This window comes from Kluyvera sp. (assembly GCF_965301105.1).
This window is the reverse complement of the sequence record NZ_CBDKZX010000001.1, coordinates 57,960-72,842: the sequence shown is the minus strand read 5'-3', so window position 1 is coordinate 72,842 and position 14,883 is coordinate 57,960. Positions and strand designations below refer to the sequence as shown.

The 14,883-nt window shown below is 52.2% G+C and carries 12 protein-coding genes; 7 read left to right on the top strand and 5 right to left on the bottom strand.

All coding sequences use genetic code 11. The features are described 5' to 3' along the window. Positions 1 to 40 precede the first annotated feature (40 nt). The 3 genes from ACW14G_RS00305 (at position 41) to ACW14G_RS00295 (ending at position 3,131) form a co-directional block, all read left to right on the top strand. A complete protein-coding gene (locus ACW14G_RS00305) occupies positions 41 to 1,492 on the top strand; it encodes a tagaturonate reductase (RefSeq protein WP_223802650.1) in 1,452 nt (483 codons plus the stop codon). 273 nt (positions 1,493 to 1,765) lie between these two features. Further along, positions 1,766 to 2,680, top strand: a complete 915-nt coding sequence (locus tag ACW14G_RS00300; RefSeq protein ID WP_163446391.1) for a bestrophin family protein — start codon at positions 1,766 to 1,768, stop codon at positions 2,678 to 2,680. Positions 2,681 to 2,690: 10 nt separating this feature from the next. Further along, entirely contained in the window at positions 2,691 to 3,131 is a 441-nt protein-coding gene (locus tag ACW14G_RS00295; RefSeq protein ID WP_163446390.1) for a GNAT family N-acetyltransferase, read from the top strand. Positions 3,132 to 3,445: 314 nt separating this feature from the next. On the opposite strand, the gene ACW14G_RS00290 is transcribed toward ACW14G_RS00295, so the two are convergent. After that, entirely contained in the window at positions 3,446 to 4,393 is a 948-nt protein-coding gene (locus ACW14G_RS00290; protein WP_163446389.1) for a GlxA family transcriptional regulator, read from the bottom strand. Positions 4,394 to 4,408: 15 nt separating this feature from the next. Continuing rightward, complete coding sequence (locus ACW14G_RS00285) at positions 4,409 to 5,185, bottom strand: MBL fold metallo-hydrolase (protein ID WP_249023252.1); 777 nt, start codon at positions 5,183 to 5,185, stop codon at positions 4,409 to 4,411. Between the two features lie 269 nt (positions 5,186 to 5,454). On the opposite strand from ACW14G_RS00285, the gene ACW14G_RS00280 reads away from it, so the two are divergent. After that, positions 5,455 to 5,805 carry a PerC family transcriptional regulator gene (locus ACW14G_RS00280; RefSeq protein WP_163446387.1) on the top strand — a complete coding sequence of 117 codons (351 nt, stop codon included), beginning with the start codon at positions 5,455 to 5,457 and terminating at the stop codon, positions 5,803 to 5,805. Here ACW14G_RS00280 and ACW14G_RS00275 read toward each other — a convergent pair. After that, positions 5,802 to 6,539: a helix-turn-helix transcriptional regulator gene (locus tag ACW14G_RS00275; protein WP_223802647.1), complete on the bottom strand. Its 738-nt coding sequence runs from the start codon at positions 6,537 to 6,539 to the stop codon at positions 5,802 to 5,804. The genes ACW14G_RS00280 and ACW14G_RS00275 overlap by 4 nt on opposite strands. 175 nt (positions 6,540 to 6,714) lie before the next feature. Here ACW14G_RS00275 and cfa point away from each other — a divergent pair, with 175 nt between their 5' ends. Continuing rightward, positions 6,715 to 7,869 (top strand): cyclopropane fatty acyl phospholipid synthase, encoded by a 1,155-nt coding sequence (cfa, locus tag ACW14G_RS00270; RefSeq protein ID WP_249023253.1) that lies wholly within the window; start codon positions 6,715 to 6,717, stop codon positions 7,867 to 7,869. A gap of 49 nt (positions 7,870 to 7,918) precedes the next feature. Here the strand turns inward: cfa and ACW14G_RS00265 are convergent, their stop codons facing one another. Then, positions 7,919 to 9,130: an amino acid permease gene (locus tag ACW14G_RS00265; protein ID WP_249023254.1), complete on the bottom strand. Its 1,212-nt coding sequence runs from the start codon at positions 9,128 to 9,130 to the stop codon at positions 7,919 to 7,921. 327 nt (positions 9,131 to 9,457) lie between these two features. Beyond that, positions 9,458 to 10,771 (bottom strand): glycoside hydrolase family 10 protein, encoded by a 1,314-nt coding sequence (locus tag ACW14G_RS00260; protein WP_411908116.1) that lies wholly within the window; start codon positions 10,769 to 10,771, stop codon positions 9,458 to 9,460. A gap of 377 nt (positions 10,772 to 11,148) precedes the next feature. Here ACW14G_RS00260 and ACW14G_RS00255 point away from each other — a divergent pair, with 377 nt between their 5' ends. Then, positions 11,149 to 14,355 carry a molybdopterin cofactor-binding domain-containing protein gene (locus ACW14G_RS00255; RefSeq protein ID WP_249023255.1) on the top strand — a complete coding sequence of 1,069 codons (3,207 nt, stop codon included), beginning with the start codon at positions 11,149 to 11,151 and terminating at the stop codon, positions 14,353 to 14,355. A 43-nt stretch (positions 14,356 to 14,398) separates the two neighbouring features. Beyond that, on the top strand, positions 14,399 to 14,857 hold the full coding sequence (locus tag ACW14G_RS00250) for a (2Fe-2S)-binding protein (RefSeq protein ID WP_163446383.1): 459 nt from the start codon (positions 14,399 to 14,401) through the stop codon (positions 14,855 to 14,857). The last annotated feature ends 26 nt before the right edge of the window (positions 14,858 to 14,883 follow it).

Genomic DNA, 14,883 nt, shown 5'->3' with positions numbered 1-14,883 from the left:
ATTGAGCAGGCTGTATGACTAATCCAGAAAGGAACCCATTGTGAAAACACTTAACCGCCATGATTTCCCCGGTGCCCAATACCCTGAACGTATTATCCAGTTTGGCGAAGGAAACTTCCTGCGCGCGTTTGTTGACTGGCAGATTGACCTGCTGAACGAAAAAACCGACCTGAATTCAGGCGTGGTTATCGTTCGTCCGATCGCCAGCGACTTCCCGCCTTCACTGAGTACTCAGGATGGCCTGTACACCACGATTATTCGCGGTCTGAATGAGAAGGGTGAAGCGGTGAGCGATGCGCGCCTGATCCGCTCCGTCAACCGTGAAATCAGCGCCTATAACGATTACGCAGAATTCCTCAAGCTGGCTCATAACCCGGACATGCGTTTTGTGTTTTCCAACACCACCGAAGCGGGTATTAGCTATCACGCAGGCGATAAGTTTGACGATGCACCGGCGGTTAGCTACCCGGCAAAACTGACTCGTCTGCTGTTCGAGCGCTTCAGCCATTTCAACGGTGCGGCGGATAAAGGTTGGGTGATCATTCCTTGCGAACTGATTGATTATAACGGTGAAGCCCTGCACGAGCTGGTGGTTCGTTACGCGCAGGAGTGGGCGCTGCCGGCAGAATTCATGACTTGGCTGAATGAGTCTAACGCCTTCTGCTCAACCCTCGTTGACCGTATCGTGACCGGTTATCCGCGTGATGAAGCCTCTCAACTGGAAGCGGAACTGGGTTATAAAGACGGTTTCCTCGATACCGCTGAGCACTTCTACCTGTTCGTGATTCAGGGGCCAAAATCACTAGCCAGCGAACTGCGTCTGGATAAACTGGCGCTGAACGTGCTGATTGTTGACGACATCAAGCCGTATAAAGAACGTAAAGTTGCGATTCTGAACGGTGCGCACACCGCGCTGGTGCCGGTAGCTTTCCAGGCAGGTATTGATACCGTGGGTGAAGCGATGAACGATGCGGAAATCTGCGCATTCGTTGAGAAAGCGATCCACCAGGAAATCATCCCGGTGCTGGACCTGCCGAAAGACGAGCTGGAGTCGTTTGCGAGTGCGGTAACTGGTCGTTTCCGTAACCCGTATATCAAGCACCAACTGCTGTCTATTGCGCTGAACGGTATGACGAAATTCCGTACCCGTATTCTGCCGCAGCTGCTGGCAGGGCAGAAGGCGAGCGGTAAATTGCCTGCGCGTCTCACTTTTGCGTTGGCTGCTCTGATTGCCTTCTATCGCGCAGAACGTAACGGTGAAGCCTATCCGGTGCAGGATGATGCGCACTGGATTGAACGTTACCAGCAGCTGTGGGCGCAACATCGCGACCAACAGATTAGCACCACCGATCTGGTCAGCGCGGTACTGTCTGTCAGCGAACACTGGGAACAAGATCTTACACAGGTTTCTGGATTGGTCGAACAAGTCGCTGCTGACCTCGACGCTATTCTGACTCAGGGCATGCGTAAAGCGGTACAGCCGCTTTGCTAATCACGGCCTGATCGCAGCTGTAAACCCGGCACTGGCCGGGTTTTTTGTTTGTTGTGCGACCAAACGCAAAGAGGGCGATGCATCGTTGCTAGCCTGCTTTATTAGTTACAACATACATTTTTTATTCGCTTATTATCCTCATGAAACATCGAGCAAAAGGGTCTGCCAGTAAGATGGAGCGCCGCAAAGCATATCATTACCGCCTGATCATCGCTTGAATACATGATGAAGATCACGTTTAATACACAACTTATTAACCTGATTGATATAAAAATGATCGTTCGTCCTCACCAGCACTGGCTGGCTCGCATTTTCGTTTGGCACGGCTCGGTACTGCCAAAAATTTTCTCGCGTTTACTGCTCAACTTTCTGTTGTCGATTGTGGTGATCCTCATTTTGCCGTGGTATTCGTCGCTTGGCGTGAAATTGACCGTCGCGCCGTTCAGTATTCTCGGCGTGGCCATTGCAATCTTTCTGGGTTTTCGCAATAACGCCTGCTATTCACGCTACGTCGAGGCGAGGCAACTATGGGGCCAACTGATGATCGCCTCACGCTCTTTGCTTCGCGAGGTCAAAAATACGCTGCATGACGATCCGCATGTCAGTGAATTTGTAGGTTTGCAGATTGCCTTTGCCCATTGTCTTCGTCTGACTCTACGCCGTCAGCCGACACGTGCCGTGCTGGCAAAGTATCTTAGCGAGCCGCATCTTAACCAGGTGCTGGCCGCACAGTCTCCGGCGAACCGAATTCTGTTGATCATGGGTGAGTGGCTGGCGGAACGTCGTCGGGCGGGTGAGTTGTCGGATATTCTGTTCCACAGTCTGAATATCCGTCTTAACGATATGTCTATCGTGCTGGCGGGCTGCGAGCGTATTGCCAACACGCCGGTACCCTTCGCCTATTCGTTGATTCTTCACCGTACGGTGTATCTGTTCTGCATCATGCTGCCTTTCGCGTTGGTGGTTGATTTGCACTATATGACGCCGTTTGTCTCGGTGCTGATTTCGTATACCTTTATCTCGCTGGATACGTTAGCAGAAGAGCTTGAAGAACCCTTCGGTATGGAAAATAATGACTTACCGCTGGATGCCATCTGCAATGCCATCGAGATCGACCTGCTGCAAATGAACGATGCCACAGAGATACCTGCGCGCCTTACCGTCGATAAGTACTATCAGCTCAGCTAAGAGGTGACACGTGAACGTTGTGAATCGTCCCATTCAGGCAGAAGATAAAGCTCAGTGGTTAGCGCTGTGGAAAGGATATAACGACTTTTATGGCAGCAGCCTTGCTGATGAGATCACCGAGCATACCTGGCAGCGGATACTGAGCCCTGAATCGCCAATTTTTGGCCGGGTTGCCGTGGTGGATGGACGTGTGGCGGCATTCGCGCTCTGTGTTCTGCACGAAGGGACCTGGGTAAGTTCACCCATCTGCTATCTGGAAGACTTGTTCGTTGATCCGGCGTTTCGCGGTCAGGGTATTGCTCGTCAGCTGATGCATTTCGTGCTAAATGAGGCCAAAGAGCAGGGGTGGTCACGTTTCTACTGGCATACTCGTATTCATAATCCTGCCCGTAAGCTTTATGATGAATTCATCGCTGCGGATGATTATGTACGATATTGTGTTAGGCTTTAAACCCAATACACAGAATAAATCATTAAGGTTTTCCATGTTTAATGGTTGCAGTGACATAAGGAGAATCAAAATGGAAAGGCGTATCGAGACTGCCGTTAACATCATTCTGTTCATTTCACTGTTTGCGACTGCCTGGGACCTGTCGCTGGTTCGTTCCTTTAGCTGGTAAGCTAAAGCGAGTAGAGCGAAACCGTCCTTCCGGGCGCGATACCTGTTGCGCCCTTGTACAATGTATGAACATGCCAATAATCAACGGCTTTTAGGCTATTTACCCACAAGGTTGTGCACCGTTTCTGTGGATAACATCGGGCGCTTCATCCCTGAAACGTCTTACGCCACTCGCCGGGACTGACGCCCATTTTTTCACGAAAGGTCTGACGAAACGTGATAGATGACTGAAAGCCTGCACGTTCCGCAACCTGCTCAATGGACAGCTGGCTGCTCTCCAGCAGTCGTTGGCTTCGCCGCAGTCGCTCTGTCGTCACCCATTCCCCAATCGACATCCCCATGGCCTTCTGGAAATGGCGGGTCAAAGAGCGACGACTCATTGCTGCGCGTTCGGCCAGCAGATCAATACTGAGCGGTGTCTCGAGATTCTGCTGTAAGAAATCCAGCAGATTATTGATGCGTTTATCGTAGCTCCGTTGCGGCAGCGCTTGCTCAATGTACTGCGTCTGGCCGCCTTCCCGATGGGGCGGCGTGACCATCCGTCGGGCTATCTGGTTGGCTACTTTTGTGCCAAAACGCTGACGGATAACGTACAGACAGCAGTCCAGCGCCGCGGCGGTACCGGCGGAGGTGATAAGACCGTCATCGTCCGTATAAAGCACGTTGACGTCGAGCCGCACGTCGGGAAATAAGCGCAGAAACGCGTTTTCAAACTCCCAGTGGGTCACGGCGCGATGATGGTCCAGTAACCCCGCATAAGCCAATGCGAAGGTGCCGAGGCACAGACCGACCAGCGTAGCGCCATTTTGACGCGCGGCGACCAGTGCAGCGAGCAGCGCGGGTGAGGGGTTTTCATCCACATCCCGCCAGTAGGGAACAATGACAATCTCGCATTGCGCAAGGGTAGAAAAATCAGCATCAGCGATGACCGCCGTGCCCTCCTTAGACCAGACCATTCCAGGCGTTTCTGCGCAAATATAGCGAGTGAAACGCTTTTCGCTGCTGACGCTATCGCCAAACAGAATCAGCGGAACCGAAAAATGAAATGTGCTGAAGCCTTCGCTGGCGACGATAGCAACCGAGGTGGTGGTCATAGCGTTTTTCTCTTGTTAATAGGTGACAGTGTCACCATCGGCCGGGGCACTGACGAAGGTTTCAATCTGATTATCGCGCGCATATTCCAGCAAGGCGCTGCGCGTAACAAGACAGTGATTGAGTGCCTCCATATGGGTGGCGACGATCTGCGCTTGCGGTAACAGGCTGTGGGCTTTGAGGACATCTTCCATTCCGAAGATGATGGGGCCAAAACCCAGCAGGTGTGCCCAACCGGTATTCATGATAAGCACATCGGGCTGATACTGGCGCAGGTTCCCTTCGATACCTTTGGTCCAGATTGAATCTCCGAGCAGATAGAGCGTTTTTTCATCAGGATGCTGGAATACCACACCGCAGGCTTCTCCCAAACGCTGAGCCAGTTCAGGAATCGCATAGGCGGCGTCAGAACCATGTTGACCGTCGGTTTTGGTCAACATGATATCGCCATAGCGGCTGGTGTCGGAAAGCTGGCGTAATTGGGTAAACCCCTGAGCGCGGAGCATGGCCTCGTCGCTGGCATTCTGCACATAAATCAGCATAGATTTCGGAATCAAAGCCGCCGCAGCGTCGTCCCAATGGTCGGGATGGGTATGTGTCACGATGATGGCGTCCACATCCAGCAGGCGCTCGATGGGGACTGGCAATTCAACCATCGGGTTACGAAGGTGAGCACGTGCGCTGCCTGCAAAGCCAGGATAGGCGTCTTTTGCCGCCAGCATTGGGTCAACAAGGAAACGTTTACCCGCATAAGCGATCAACTGAGTCGCATTGCGTATTTGCATGATGTCCATCGTCAAAATCCTGTGTTGGGGTCACTGAAGACAGTATGCGGCAGCGGCAAAATCTCGCCATTGGCTGAAAGCCAGTTTTCGATGAAATTGGGCCAATTTTCTACTGTCTGGTACCGCAACGATGCCATTCAGGCATGGAAAGTATGAAAAATCAGTATGTAAAAAGAGCAGGTTGTCCGTAGACAGTACGGGGAATTTGTATTTATCATACAAATGAAGTCAGCCATAGCGCATACGCGTACTGTTCATTCATTACTGGGTCTTTGATTATGTCCGCAGAAGTTAATGCACTCATTGTGCTCGCCCAACTTAACGAAACGAAAGGTTTTTACCGCCGTGCTCTACGTATCTGGCGGGAAGTCTCTACACATTTTGACGCTGATAAAACCCAGTGCCGACTGGCAGCGGAAAAAATAGATCTCTGCAGTTTACATTTGCAAATAAAATCACCTGCTGTAGCGCTTACAGGAAACGAAAAGAAGCAAAACATTGAGCGGGATAAAATTAGAATTCAGCAGTTGCTACAGCAAGGATATAGCATTAAAGAAGTCCAGCTGCTCACCGGGAGATCGAGTGCGTTTATCTATAAATATAATCCACGAAGCAAACCTATCCATTAATAACTGGAAGGAGGAACGCCCAAGGCCTGGCGGAAAGCATAACTAAATGCTGCCGTGCTCGAATAGCCCACCTCTAACGCTACGGCGGTGACATTTTTGTTTTTCTTCAGCAGCATGACCGACTCCAGAATACGCATTTTCTGTTTCCAAGCGCTAAAAGGTAGACCGGTCTCTTTTTTAAAATGACGGGAAAAAGTACGGGCCGACATGCCCAGATGATCGGCCCAATATTCCATTGAATGTTCCAGTCCTGGTGATTCCTGAATAGTTCTGCATACCTTTATCAGAGCATCATCATGCGGCCACGGTAACATCAACTCCACCTCCGGAAGCTGCAAAAGAACATCCAGCAGCACGCTCACCAGTTGACCCTCCTTACCAGAAATGTCATAGCGTTCTGGCGTGTTTGTGGTGGCATAATGAATGAATTCGCGGGCAAAATCGCTGATTGCCACCATTTTACACTCGTTGATCGGCTCGGGTAAAAATGCCGGTTCAACATCCACGCTCTCCAGGTACACATCATCCAGCGCCCATACCGCATGCGTGATGTTGTGTGGGATCCAGATTCCATAATGCGCCGGTATCACCCAACATTTTCCCGCCACGTCGATGCGCATACTACCGGTACGGGCAAAATGGAATTGGGTGAAGACATGGCTGTGGTCGGCAACATGATTATTGGCTTCAAGCACATATGAGCGAAAATAAACCGACTGCGGCAGCTCTTTCATCGAATCATCCTGCGATGAAAACCACTTCTTAGGCTGTATGCTGGAAAAAGGGGGGCGCTTGTCGACCATAATGGCGTCTACTCGATAAATAATGTCCTGACATCATAATACATACCATCGTGTTATCAATGATAATCTCACGCAGAATAAAATGACTTGATGACGGATTAGGATTATGGCGACGGTTTGCTCTGACGTAATAAATGTTGAAGAATTGAATGATAATTGGTCGCGAATGGCTAAAGAACTGCTTCAGCAGGTGGATATTAAGATTAACGGTTCGCGCCCCTGGGATATTCAGGTTCATCATGCTGATTTTTTTAAGCGTGTTTTTCAGCAAGGTTCTCTCGGTTTTGGCGAAAGTTATATGGATGGTTGGTGGGATTGCGACCGACTGGATGTGTTGTTCTATAAAATTCTCAAAGGCAAACTGGATAAACAGATGCCGGGAAACCTGAAAGATATTCTGCGCATTGCCGGTGCACGATTATTTAATCTCCAGACGCGTCGACGTTCCTGGATTGTTGGCAAAGAACACTACGATATTGGCAACGATCTCTTCGCCCGCATGCTTGATCCCCACATGCAATACTCCTGCGCTTACTGGCGAGAAGCGGAGACGCTTGAGCAGGCGCAAAATGCCAAGCTGAAGATGATTTGTGAAAAATTACAGCTCAAGCCAGGTATGCGTCTGCTGGATATTGGCTGCGGCTGGGGAGGGCTGGCAGCTTACGCCGCGCAACACTATGGCGTTAGCGTTGATGGCGTGACCATCTCGCAAGAGCAGCAGAAAATGGCCCAGCAGCGCGGTGAAGGTTTAGACGTCACGATTCTGCTTCAGGATTATCGCGACCTGGATAGAACGTACGATCGCATTGTGTCTGTGGGGATGTTCGAGCACGTCGGGCCGAAAAACTATGACACCTACTTTAGCGTAGTTGACCGCTGCCTGAAGAAAGAGGGGCTGTTTTTGTTGCATACCATTGGCAGCAATGAAAGTGGTGTAAACGTCGATCCGTGGATCAACAAGTACATTTTCCCGAACGGGTGTTTGCCTTCGATTCGTCAGATCGCCAGTGTGAGCGAAAAACGGCTGATCATGGAGGACTGGCACAACTTTGGCAGTGATTACGACAAAACCTTGATGGCGTGGCATCAACGTTTTAACGACGCCTGGCCCGAACTGGCCCTACGTTATACGCCGCGTTTCCGTCGGATGTTTAATTACTACCTGTGTGCCTGTGCCGGCGCATTTCGCGCCCGCGATATTGAACTCTGGCAGGTGCTGTTTAGCCGGGGAAAGGAAGGCGGGATGTACGTTTATCGTTAATGCGTGAGGGTGGCATAGGTCACTATGCCACCCTTGAGTCAGCTTGTTTTCAGAACATCCCGTAAAGCAGCGCGGATACTGTCAGAATGCCGCTGATCATCACCATGATTGAGACCACACCGCGCATCGGTTTCAGCGCAGCCCGGGTGAAGATTAACCAGGTTGGAATAATAAACAGGAAAATGGCAATTAACGGGCCACAAAGTGTTTCGATCATATTAATGACATCCGGGTTAATATAAACCACCACCGATGTGACGATAAACATTAAGACCGAAATCATTAATTTAATCTGCTTAATATGGCTGGTCCGTTTAATACCCAACAGGTCCGTTGCCAAGACGTTAAATGTCTCGGCCACCGGCATTGAAATACCTAAAAATGATTTAGTCATTCCCAGAATCGCAATCAGCGGCGCCAGATAGATCATCACATTCATACCGTCATTACCGCCGATAACCGACAGCACGTTGAGGTTTTGCGCTTTGGCCATTTCAAAGGTTTCGCGCGGGGTGCTCAAAATGCAGCTCAGTACGAAGAAAATAATGCTGAAGAATATCAGACCATAGGCGCGACGAATCACGCGAACGGATTGGGTTTCCCCACCGTTGCCCGGTTCGCGATACCAGGAGGCCAACGCGGGAATCAGCGGCGCGGAGCAGAGTGAAAAGGCGATAAGCGGCAGCGTCAGCCACAAATCTTTCAGTGAATTACCAACCGAGGTGGCGTGAGTCAACTGCCAGGCGTGGGTGATGTTGCTGATATCCCATGCCGGGATTTGCGAAGCGGCCACCACAATGATGGCGATGGCGAACGGTAACGCCAGTGCGCTCATAGTACTGACGACTTTATCGCGGCCTTTACTCAGCACGAGATGCAAAATCGCAAGCACGACCAGCGTCAGAGAGGCGCGGTTGAAGCCGGTGAAATGCAGACGTTCGTTAAGGAAATGGCTGAGGGCATTAATGAGCGAAACAGCGTACACCAACGTCACAGGATAGTGCGCGACGCAGAAAAACAGCTTCATCGCCTGACGGCCTTTGGCGCCGAAGAAAGAGCCGAAGAGCGGCAGCGTGCGGTCGTTTTGCGTTTGCCCGGCATTATCGCGCATAAAAACGCGGCAAATCAGCACGTGCGGCACTAACGATAGCGGGAAACCGAGTAGAAGCAGGAGAATAAAGACGAGCGGACCGCGCGTGCCGATTTCTACCGGCAGGAAAAGCGTGCCTGCTCCGACGGTAGCGCCATACACACCCATCATCCAGATGGTGTCCTTTTTCGTCCATTGAGGACGAGATATTACGGTGTCTTTAGTCATAGTACTCATATATATCGAGAATAACGCGAACGTTAATGGGCGAATTATTGGGTATCCAAACGGGAAAGAAATGTAGAGGGATGAGGTCGTTGTTATTATTTATTCATTGTGCTTGTTTTCGATACTACGGGTACCGCTGCAGCGGCTGCAAGCTTTTTTTCTTATTATTGGTGAGATAAAAAGATATTACTGATTATAATTCACACCGATGTAACTTATCTCGATTTTTATTAAAGGAATCAGCCAGTAGTGGCTGATTCCTTGTGGTTATTATTTCCCCCAGCGGCTTCTTAAATAATCAACGGCCTGCTGCGTTTGCGGTTGTTCCAGATAAGCTTCGCGGAACAGAATCGTTCCATTGATGTTGGCGGCGGACTCATTCAGGTCAATCTGCTTTTTCAGCTCCGGCACACCGCCTTCGATGCTCCAGTCCGGCTCATTCTTCGAGGGTTCGCCCACTTTATATAGTGCGATACCAATATAAAGGCGCGTGTTGGTCGGTTTAACCACGTCTGCCCACCATTTGGCCAGCACGTCGTAACGCGCCGCATCACGGGCAAACGGCCAGTAAATCTGCGGGGCGATATAATCGAGCAAACCCTGCTGCACCCACTGACGGGTATCGGCATAGGATTCATCGTAGGCTGCTGCACCGCGAGTCTCCGATCCCGCCGGATCGTGCGAACGGTTACGCCATACGCCTGCAGGACTCACGCCAAACTCGACATTCGGCTTCAACTGCTTAATGGTGCGGGAGACCTGGGCGATCAATTCCTGCGTATTGTGTCGACGCCAGTCCGCTTTCGAGGCAAACCCCTGACCGTAGCGGCGGAAGGTGACTGTGTCGTTCAGCGAAGAGCCGGCGGTTTCGGTATAGAAATAATCGTCAAACTGCACGCCATCAATGTCATAGCGCGACACCACCTCGGCAACGATGCTGGTGATCCAATCACGCGCTTCCGGAATACCTGGGTCGAGGACAAAACGGTCACTGGCCGTGCGAATCCAGTCACGATGTAACACAAACACGCTCGGAGGCGTCATCGACAGGGTGTTATTGAGCGCGGTGACGGTTGAGGGTTTGGTATTGGTCGAAACCCGATACGGGTTAAACCAGGCATGGACTTTCATGCCGCGTTTGTGCGCTTCATCGAGCATAAACTGCAGCGGATCGTAGCCAGGATATTCGCCAATATTGCCGGTCATCACATCAGACCAGGGCAGAATGTCCGATTTCCACAGCGCCGTTGCGTCCGGTTTTACCTGGAAAAAAACGGTATTGATGCCGAGACTTTTCAGCTTATCGAGTTTTGCCCGCAGCGCGGCTTGCTGTTGTTCGACGCGCAGGGTGGCGTCAGGCGCATTGATGGAGCTTATCGGCGGCCAGTCAAGACGTGACACCGTGGTTAGCCAGACGCCGCGCATCGGTTCGTTGCTCTGCTGTGAACTGCCCGGTTTCACGGTAGAGGAGGGCGTCGTCGATTGTTTCGAATCGCAGCTAACCAGTAAAAATGCGGCAACGATCAGCGCGCTGGCCTTTTTCAGGGTGGAGAGGCGGGAAAAACGAAAAGAGCTGGAAGTCATAGGTGCCGTTATTCGGGTTGTCACGAGTGGGGAACATTTTCGTACTATTTGCGGCGAAGTCAATCGCTTAGCCTGCAGGGAGCGTGACCTTTACTGACCCTTGACAGTGAATGTTCGGTTAATACGCGCTAAGCCATTATTATTTTGATAAAAACCGATTATTACTTTGATAATTCACCGACAGCACGACACGAATTCTCTGCCCACTCCTCGTTCGACAGGCCGATTTCTCCCTGTGATTGACCATTAACGCGGGCGCAATCACAAAAACGAACCCTAACAGCCACCTCGTTGATCTCTGGCATAAATCTTGGATTTGTACGTAGCGATGGGCTTTTCCCGTAACTACTTACAGGATTGATAATAAGGGGAGCGTTATGTGTGCTTTGCGTTCAGCGTCGCCAGGACGCGTGGATGGATTGGCGAAAGTCAAAGGAACCGCCCTATACGGCGATGATATTACGTTGCCGGATATGCTCTACGGCGTCTGCCGCTATGCGGATATCCCGGCGGGCAAAATCGAAGAACTGGATCTCAGCGACGCGCTGGCGGTAGAGGGTGTGGTCAGGATTGCCACCTGGCAGGATATTCCCGGCACGCCGGTGGTCGGCGTTATCGTTAAAGATTACCTGCCAATCGTCAAAGATGAGGTGGTCTTTCACGGCGACGTGATCGCCGTCGTCGCTGCAACCACCTATGAGGCGGCATGCGAAGCGGCCGACAAAATTCACGTGCGCTACACGCCGTATGCGCCGCTAACCGACGTGGAATCCGCGCTGGCGCCGGATGCACGGCGAATTCACCCGGAGCGCGACGACAATATTGCTGCGCATCACCACACGTTGAAAGGCGATATCGAAAAGGGATTTGCCGACTCCCGGCATATCCTTGAACGCGAATATGAGGTGGGCTTCCAGGAACACGCCTACATTGAGCCGGAAGTGGTACTGACCTGGCTTGATCCTACCGATGGCAGCCTGATTATTTCCGGCTCCATTCAGAACCCGCACCGCGTGCGCGGCTTTGTGGCCAAATTTATGGGCTGCCCGCAGAGCCAGATTAACGTCAAGCGCGCGGTGATGGGCGGTTCGTTTGGCGGTAAAGATGATGTGATTGATCATCTTGCCTGCCGCTCCGCGCTGTTGACACGGTTGACCGGAAAACCAATCAAGTTCGCCTATACCCGTGAACAGTCCATTATTGAAAGCTGCAAGCGCCACCCGTACAAAATGAAATACAAAGTCGGCTTTAGCGACGCCGGACGTATCCAGGCGATGAAAGTCGATATTCTCGCCGACAGCGGGGGCTATGCCGCATCATCACCGTTTGTGACCTGGCGTTCTTCCGTACAGGCGGCAGGTCCTTACGCCATTCCTAATGTGCATATCGATGTGAAAGCGATATACACCAACAACAGTTATACCTCGGCGATGCGCGGTTTTGGTTCCCCGCAGGTGGTTTATGCGAATGAATCGTTGATGGATGAAATTGCCGAGTATCTGAATATTTCCCCGGTTGAAATACGTGAAATCAACGCATTACGTCAAGGCGATACGTCCGTCACTGGCCAGGTTTTCGATCAGCATACGGTGTCGGCACTCGAGGTGCTGAAAAAGGCCGCCGCCTCGGCGGAGTTTATGGCCAAGCGTAAGCATTACCATGTGCTGAACGAACAGGGTGGCGTATATCGCTACGGCATTGGGTTAGCGCTCAGCTACCGCGGCTGCTCCATTGGTGCGGAAGGGGTCGATACCTCAACGGCGTTGATTCAGGTGAACGAGGACGGCAGCGTCAACCTCTCCACGTCGGTGTCGGAAAACGGTCAGGGGCTACAGACCACCATGTCGTTAATCGCCGCTGAAGCTTTCGGGATCGCGATGGCCGACATTCACTTCAGTGAACCGCCCACCTCGGTGATTGGCGACGGGGGCTCAACGGCGGCCACGCGCGGGACGATGGTTGGCGGCGGGGCGATTCTGGACGCGGCAGAGAAAATTAAGCGCCGTATTCTGAGCGTCGTGGGTGAGACCATCGGCGCGACGCGACTTGAAGATACCCGCTGGCAGGACGGTTTTATCATCAATAAACAAGATGATAGCCAACGTATCGCGTTTAAAGATGCGGTTAATAAAACCAAATGGGCCAGCGTCAGCCTGACGGAATACGGTTGGTTTGTGCCGCCGCCGATCCACTGGGATGAAGAAAAAGGCTGTGGCAGCCCGTACTTCACCTGGGTATATGGTTGCCAGGTGGCGGAAGTGCGGGTGAACATCAGCACGGGTAAGACCGACCTGCTGCACGTCACCGCCGCGCATGATGTCGGTCAGGTGCTCAATCCCGTCGGTTTTGAAGGGCAGGTATGCGGCGGCGTGGCGCAGGGCTTCGGCTACGCGCTGTTGGAAGATTTCAATATTGAGCACGGCCAGGTGAAGTCGGAGAACTTTGATAGCTACCTGCTGCCAACGATCAAGGACATTCCCGCCATTACGGTAATCGGGGTGGAAAACCCGGATAAAGCAGGCCCGCTCGGGGCAAAAGGTATCGGTGAACCGGCGACTGAACTGGCGGCCGCCGCCATCAATAACGCCGTGAGTTTTGCGCTAGGCACGCGTTTTAATAAGCTGCCGCTGACGCTGGAACAGGTGATTCTTGGCTATAACCTGAAAAAACCGGCGCGGCAAAGTGAACTGATGATCGAGCAGGAGAACAAAAAGCAGGTGCTACGGCTGACCGACGTTACGGTGACAAGGCCGAAGACGTTGGATGAAGCTTTGGCATTGCTTAAAAGTGACGGTGTCACGGCTATCGCAGGCGGTACCGATGTTATCGTACAGGGGCGTCTGCAAACCAAATCGGTGAAGCTGGTTGATATTTCTCGTCTCAGTGAACTGACTCAGGTGACGGAAGACCCGCAAAGCCACGAAGTGTCGATTGGCGCCGCGGTCACCTTTAACCGTATTACCGACCACCCTCTGCTGCGCGAACGTTACCCGCTGCTGGTGCAGGCCTGTCATACCGTCGGCTCACACCAGATTCGTAACCGCGCCACCATCGGCGGCAATATCGTCAACGCGGCGCCATGTGGTGACTCCATCCCGCCGTCGATTCTCTACGACGCCAGCGTTGAACTGCGTTCCCATGCTGCCACACGGCGTATGTCACTGGCCGAGTTCCTGCTCTCTGGCTACAAAACGCAACGCCAGCCAGATGAACTGCTGACGCGCGTGATCCTTCCGCCGCCGACGCACCCAAAAGCGAAGGGGTTCTACCATCAGCTTGGACGTCGTAATGCACTGAACATTACCCGCCAGAGCTTAACCGCGCTGCTGGAATTCACTGCTGACGGTACCGTGAGCTACTGCCGTCTGGTCGACGGCGCGTTATTCAGCAAACCGCAGCGTCTGCTCGATGTCGAGCGCTGCCTGGTGGGGCAGCGTATCACGCCGCAAACCGTTGATAGCGCCTGCGAGGTGCTGGACAAGCTGATTTATGCCGCGATCGGCAAACGCTGGTCTGCCGCCTATAAGCAGCCGGTTTTTGTCAGCATGTTCCGCGACATGATGACGCAGGCATCCGCTCAATAATCAATGAAAGCAGGGCGCCCGGCGCCCTGTCGAGGACAACGAGATGAGTATCATTAAAGTGAAGGTCAACGGCAAACTGGTGGAAGCTAAGGTCGAAGGCAATATGCGTCTGCTGGATTTGGTTCGCAACACCCTGAAGCTAACCGCGACAAAAGAAGGCTGCTCTATTGGTGAATGCGGTGCCTGTACGGTGATGATGGACGGCAAAGCGGTCTGTTCCTGTCTGGTGCTGGCAGAACAGTGCGATGAGGCGGAAATCACCACCCTGGAAGGGTTAAACGACAACCCTATTACGCAAAAATTGCAGAATGCTTTTGTTGAGAAAGGCGGCGTTCAGTGCGGATTCTGTACGCCGGGCGTGCTGGTCAGCACGACCGCGCTGCTGCAAGAGGTGCCGCAGCCGAGTGATGAACAACTGAAGGATGTGCTGGAAGGTAATATCTGTCGCTGTACCGGCTACCAGCCGATTCTTGATTCAATTCATCACGCCTTAAAGTCATAACGCGGTGATGGCGCGCCGGGGAGGTT

Bases quoted from the DNA above. Each gene is read 5' to 3' on its own strand.
- ACW14G_RS00300 (WP_163446391.1), top strand. From the start codon at position 1,766: ATGATCGTTCGTCCTCACCAGCACTGGCTGGCTCGCATTTTCGTTTGG.
- ACW14G_RS00290 (WP_163446389.1), bottom strand. From the start codon at position 4,393: ATGACCACCACCTCGGTTGCTATCGTCGCCAGCGAAGGCTTCAGCACA.
- ACW14G_RS00285 (WP_249023252.1), bottom strand. From the start codon at position 5,185: ATGGACATCATGCAAATACGCAATGCGACTCAGTTGATCGCTTATGCG.
- ACW14G_RS00280 (WP_163446387.1), top strand. From the start codon at position 5,455: ATGTCCGCAGAAGTTAATGCACTCATTGTGCTCGCCCAACTTAACGAA.
- ACW14G_RS00275 (WP_223802647.1), bottom strand. From the start codon at position 6,539: ATGAAAGAGCTGCCGCAGTCGGTTTATTTTCGCTCATATGTGCTTGAA.
- cfa (WP_249023253.1), top strand. From the start codon at position 6,715: ATGGCGACGGTTTGCTCTGACGTAATAAATGTTGAAGAATTGAATGAT.
- ACW14G_RS00265 (WP_249023254.1), bottom strand. From the start codon at position 9,130: ATGATGGGTGTGTATGGCGCTACCGTCGGAGCAGGCACGCTTTTCCTG.
- ACW14G_RS00260 (WP_411908116.1), bottom strand. From the start codon at position 10,771: ATGACTTCCAGCTCTTTTCGTTTTTCCCGCCTCTCCACCCTGAAAAAG.
- ACW14G_RS00255 (WP_249023255.1), top strand. From the start codon at position 11,149: ATGTGTGCTTTGCGTTCAGCGTCGCCAGGACGCGTGGATGGATTGGCG.
- ACW14G_RS00250 (WP_163446383.1), top strand. From the start codon at position 14,399: ATGAGTATCATTAAAGTGAAGGTCAACGGCAAACTGGTGGAAGCTAAG.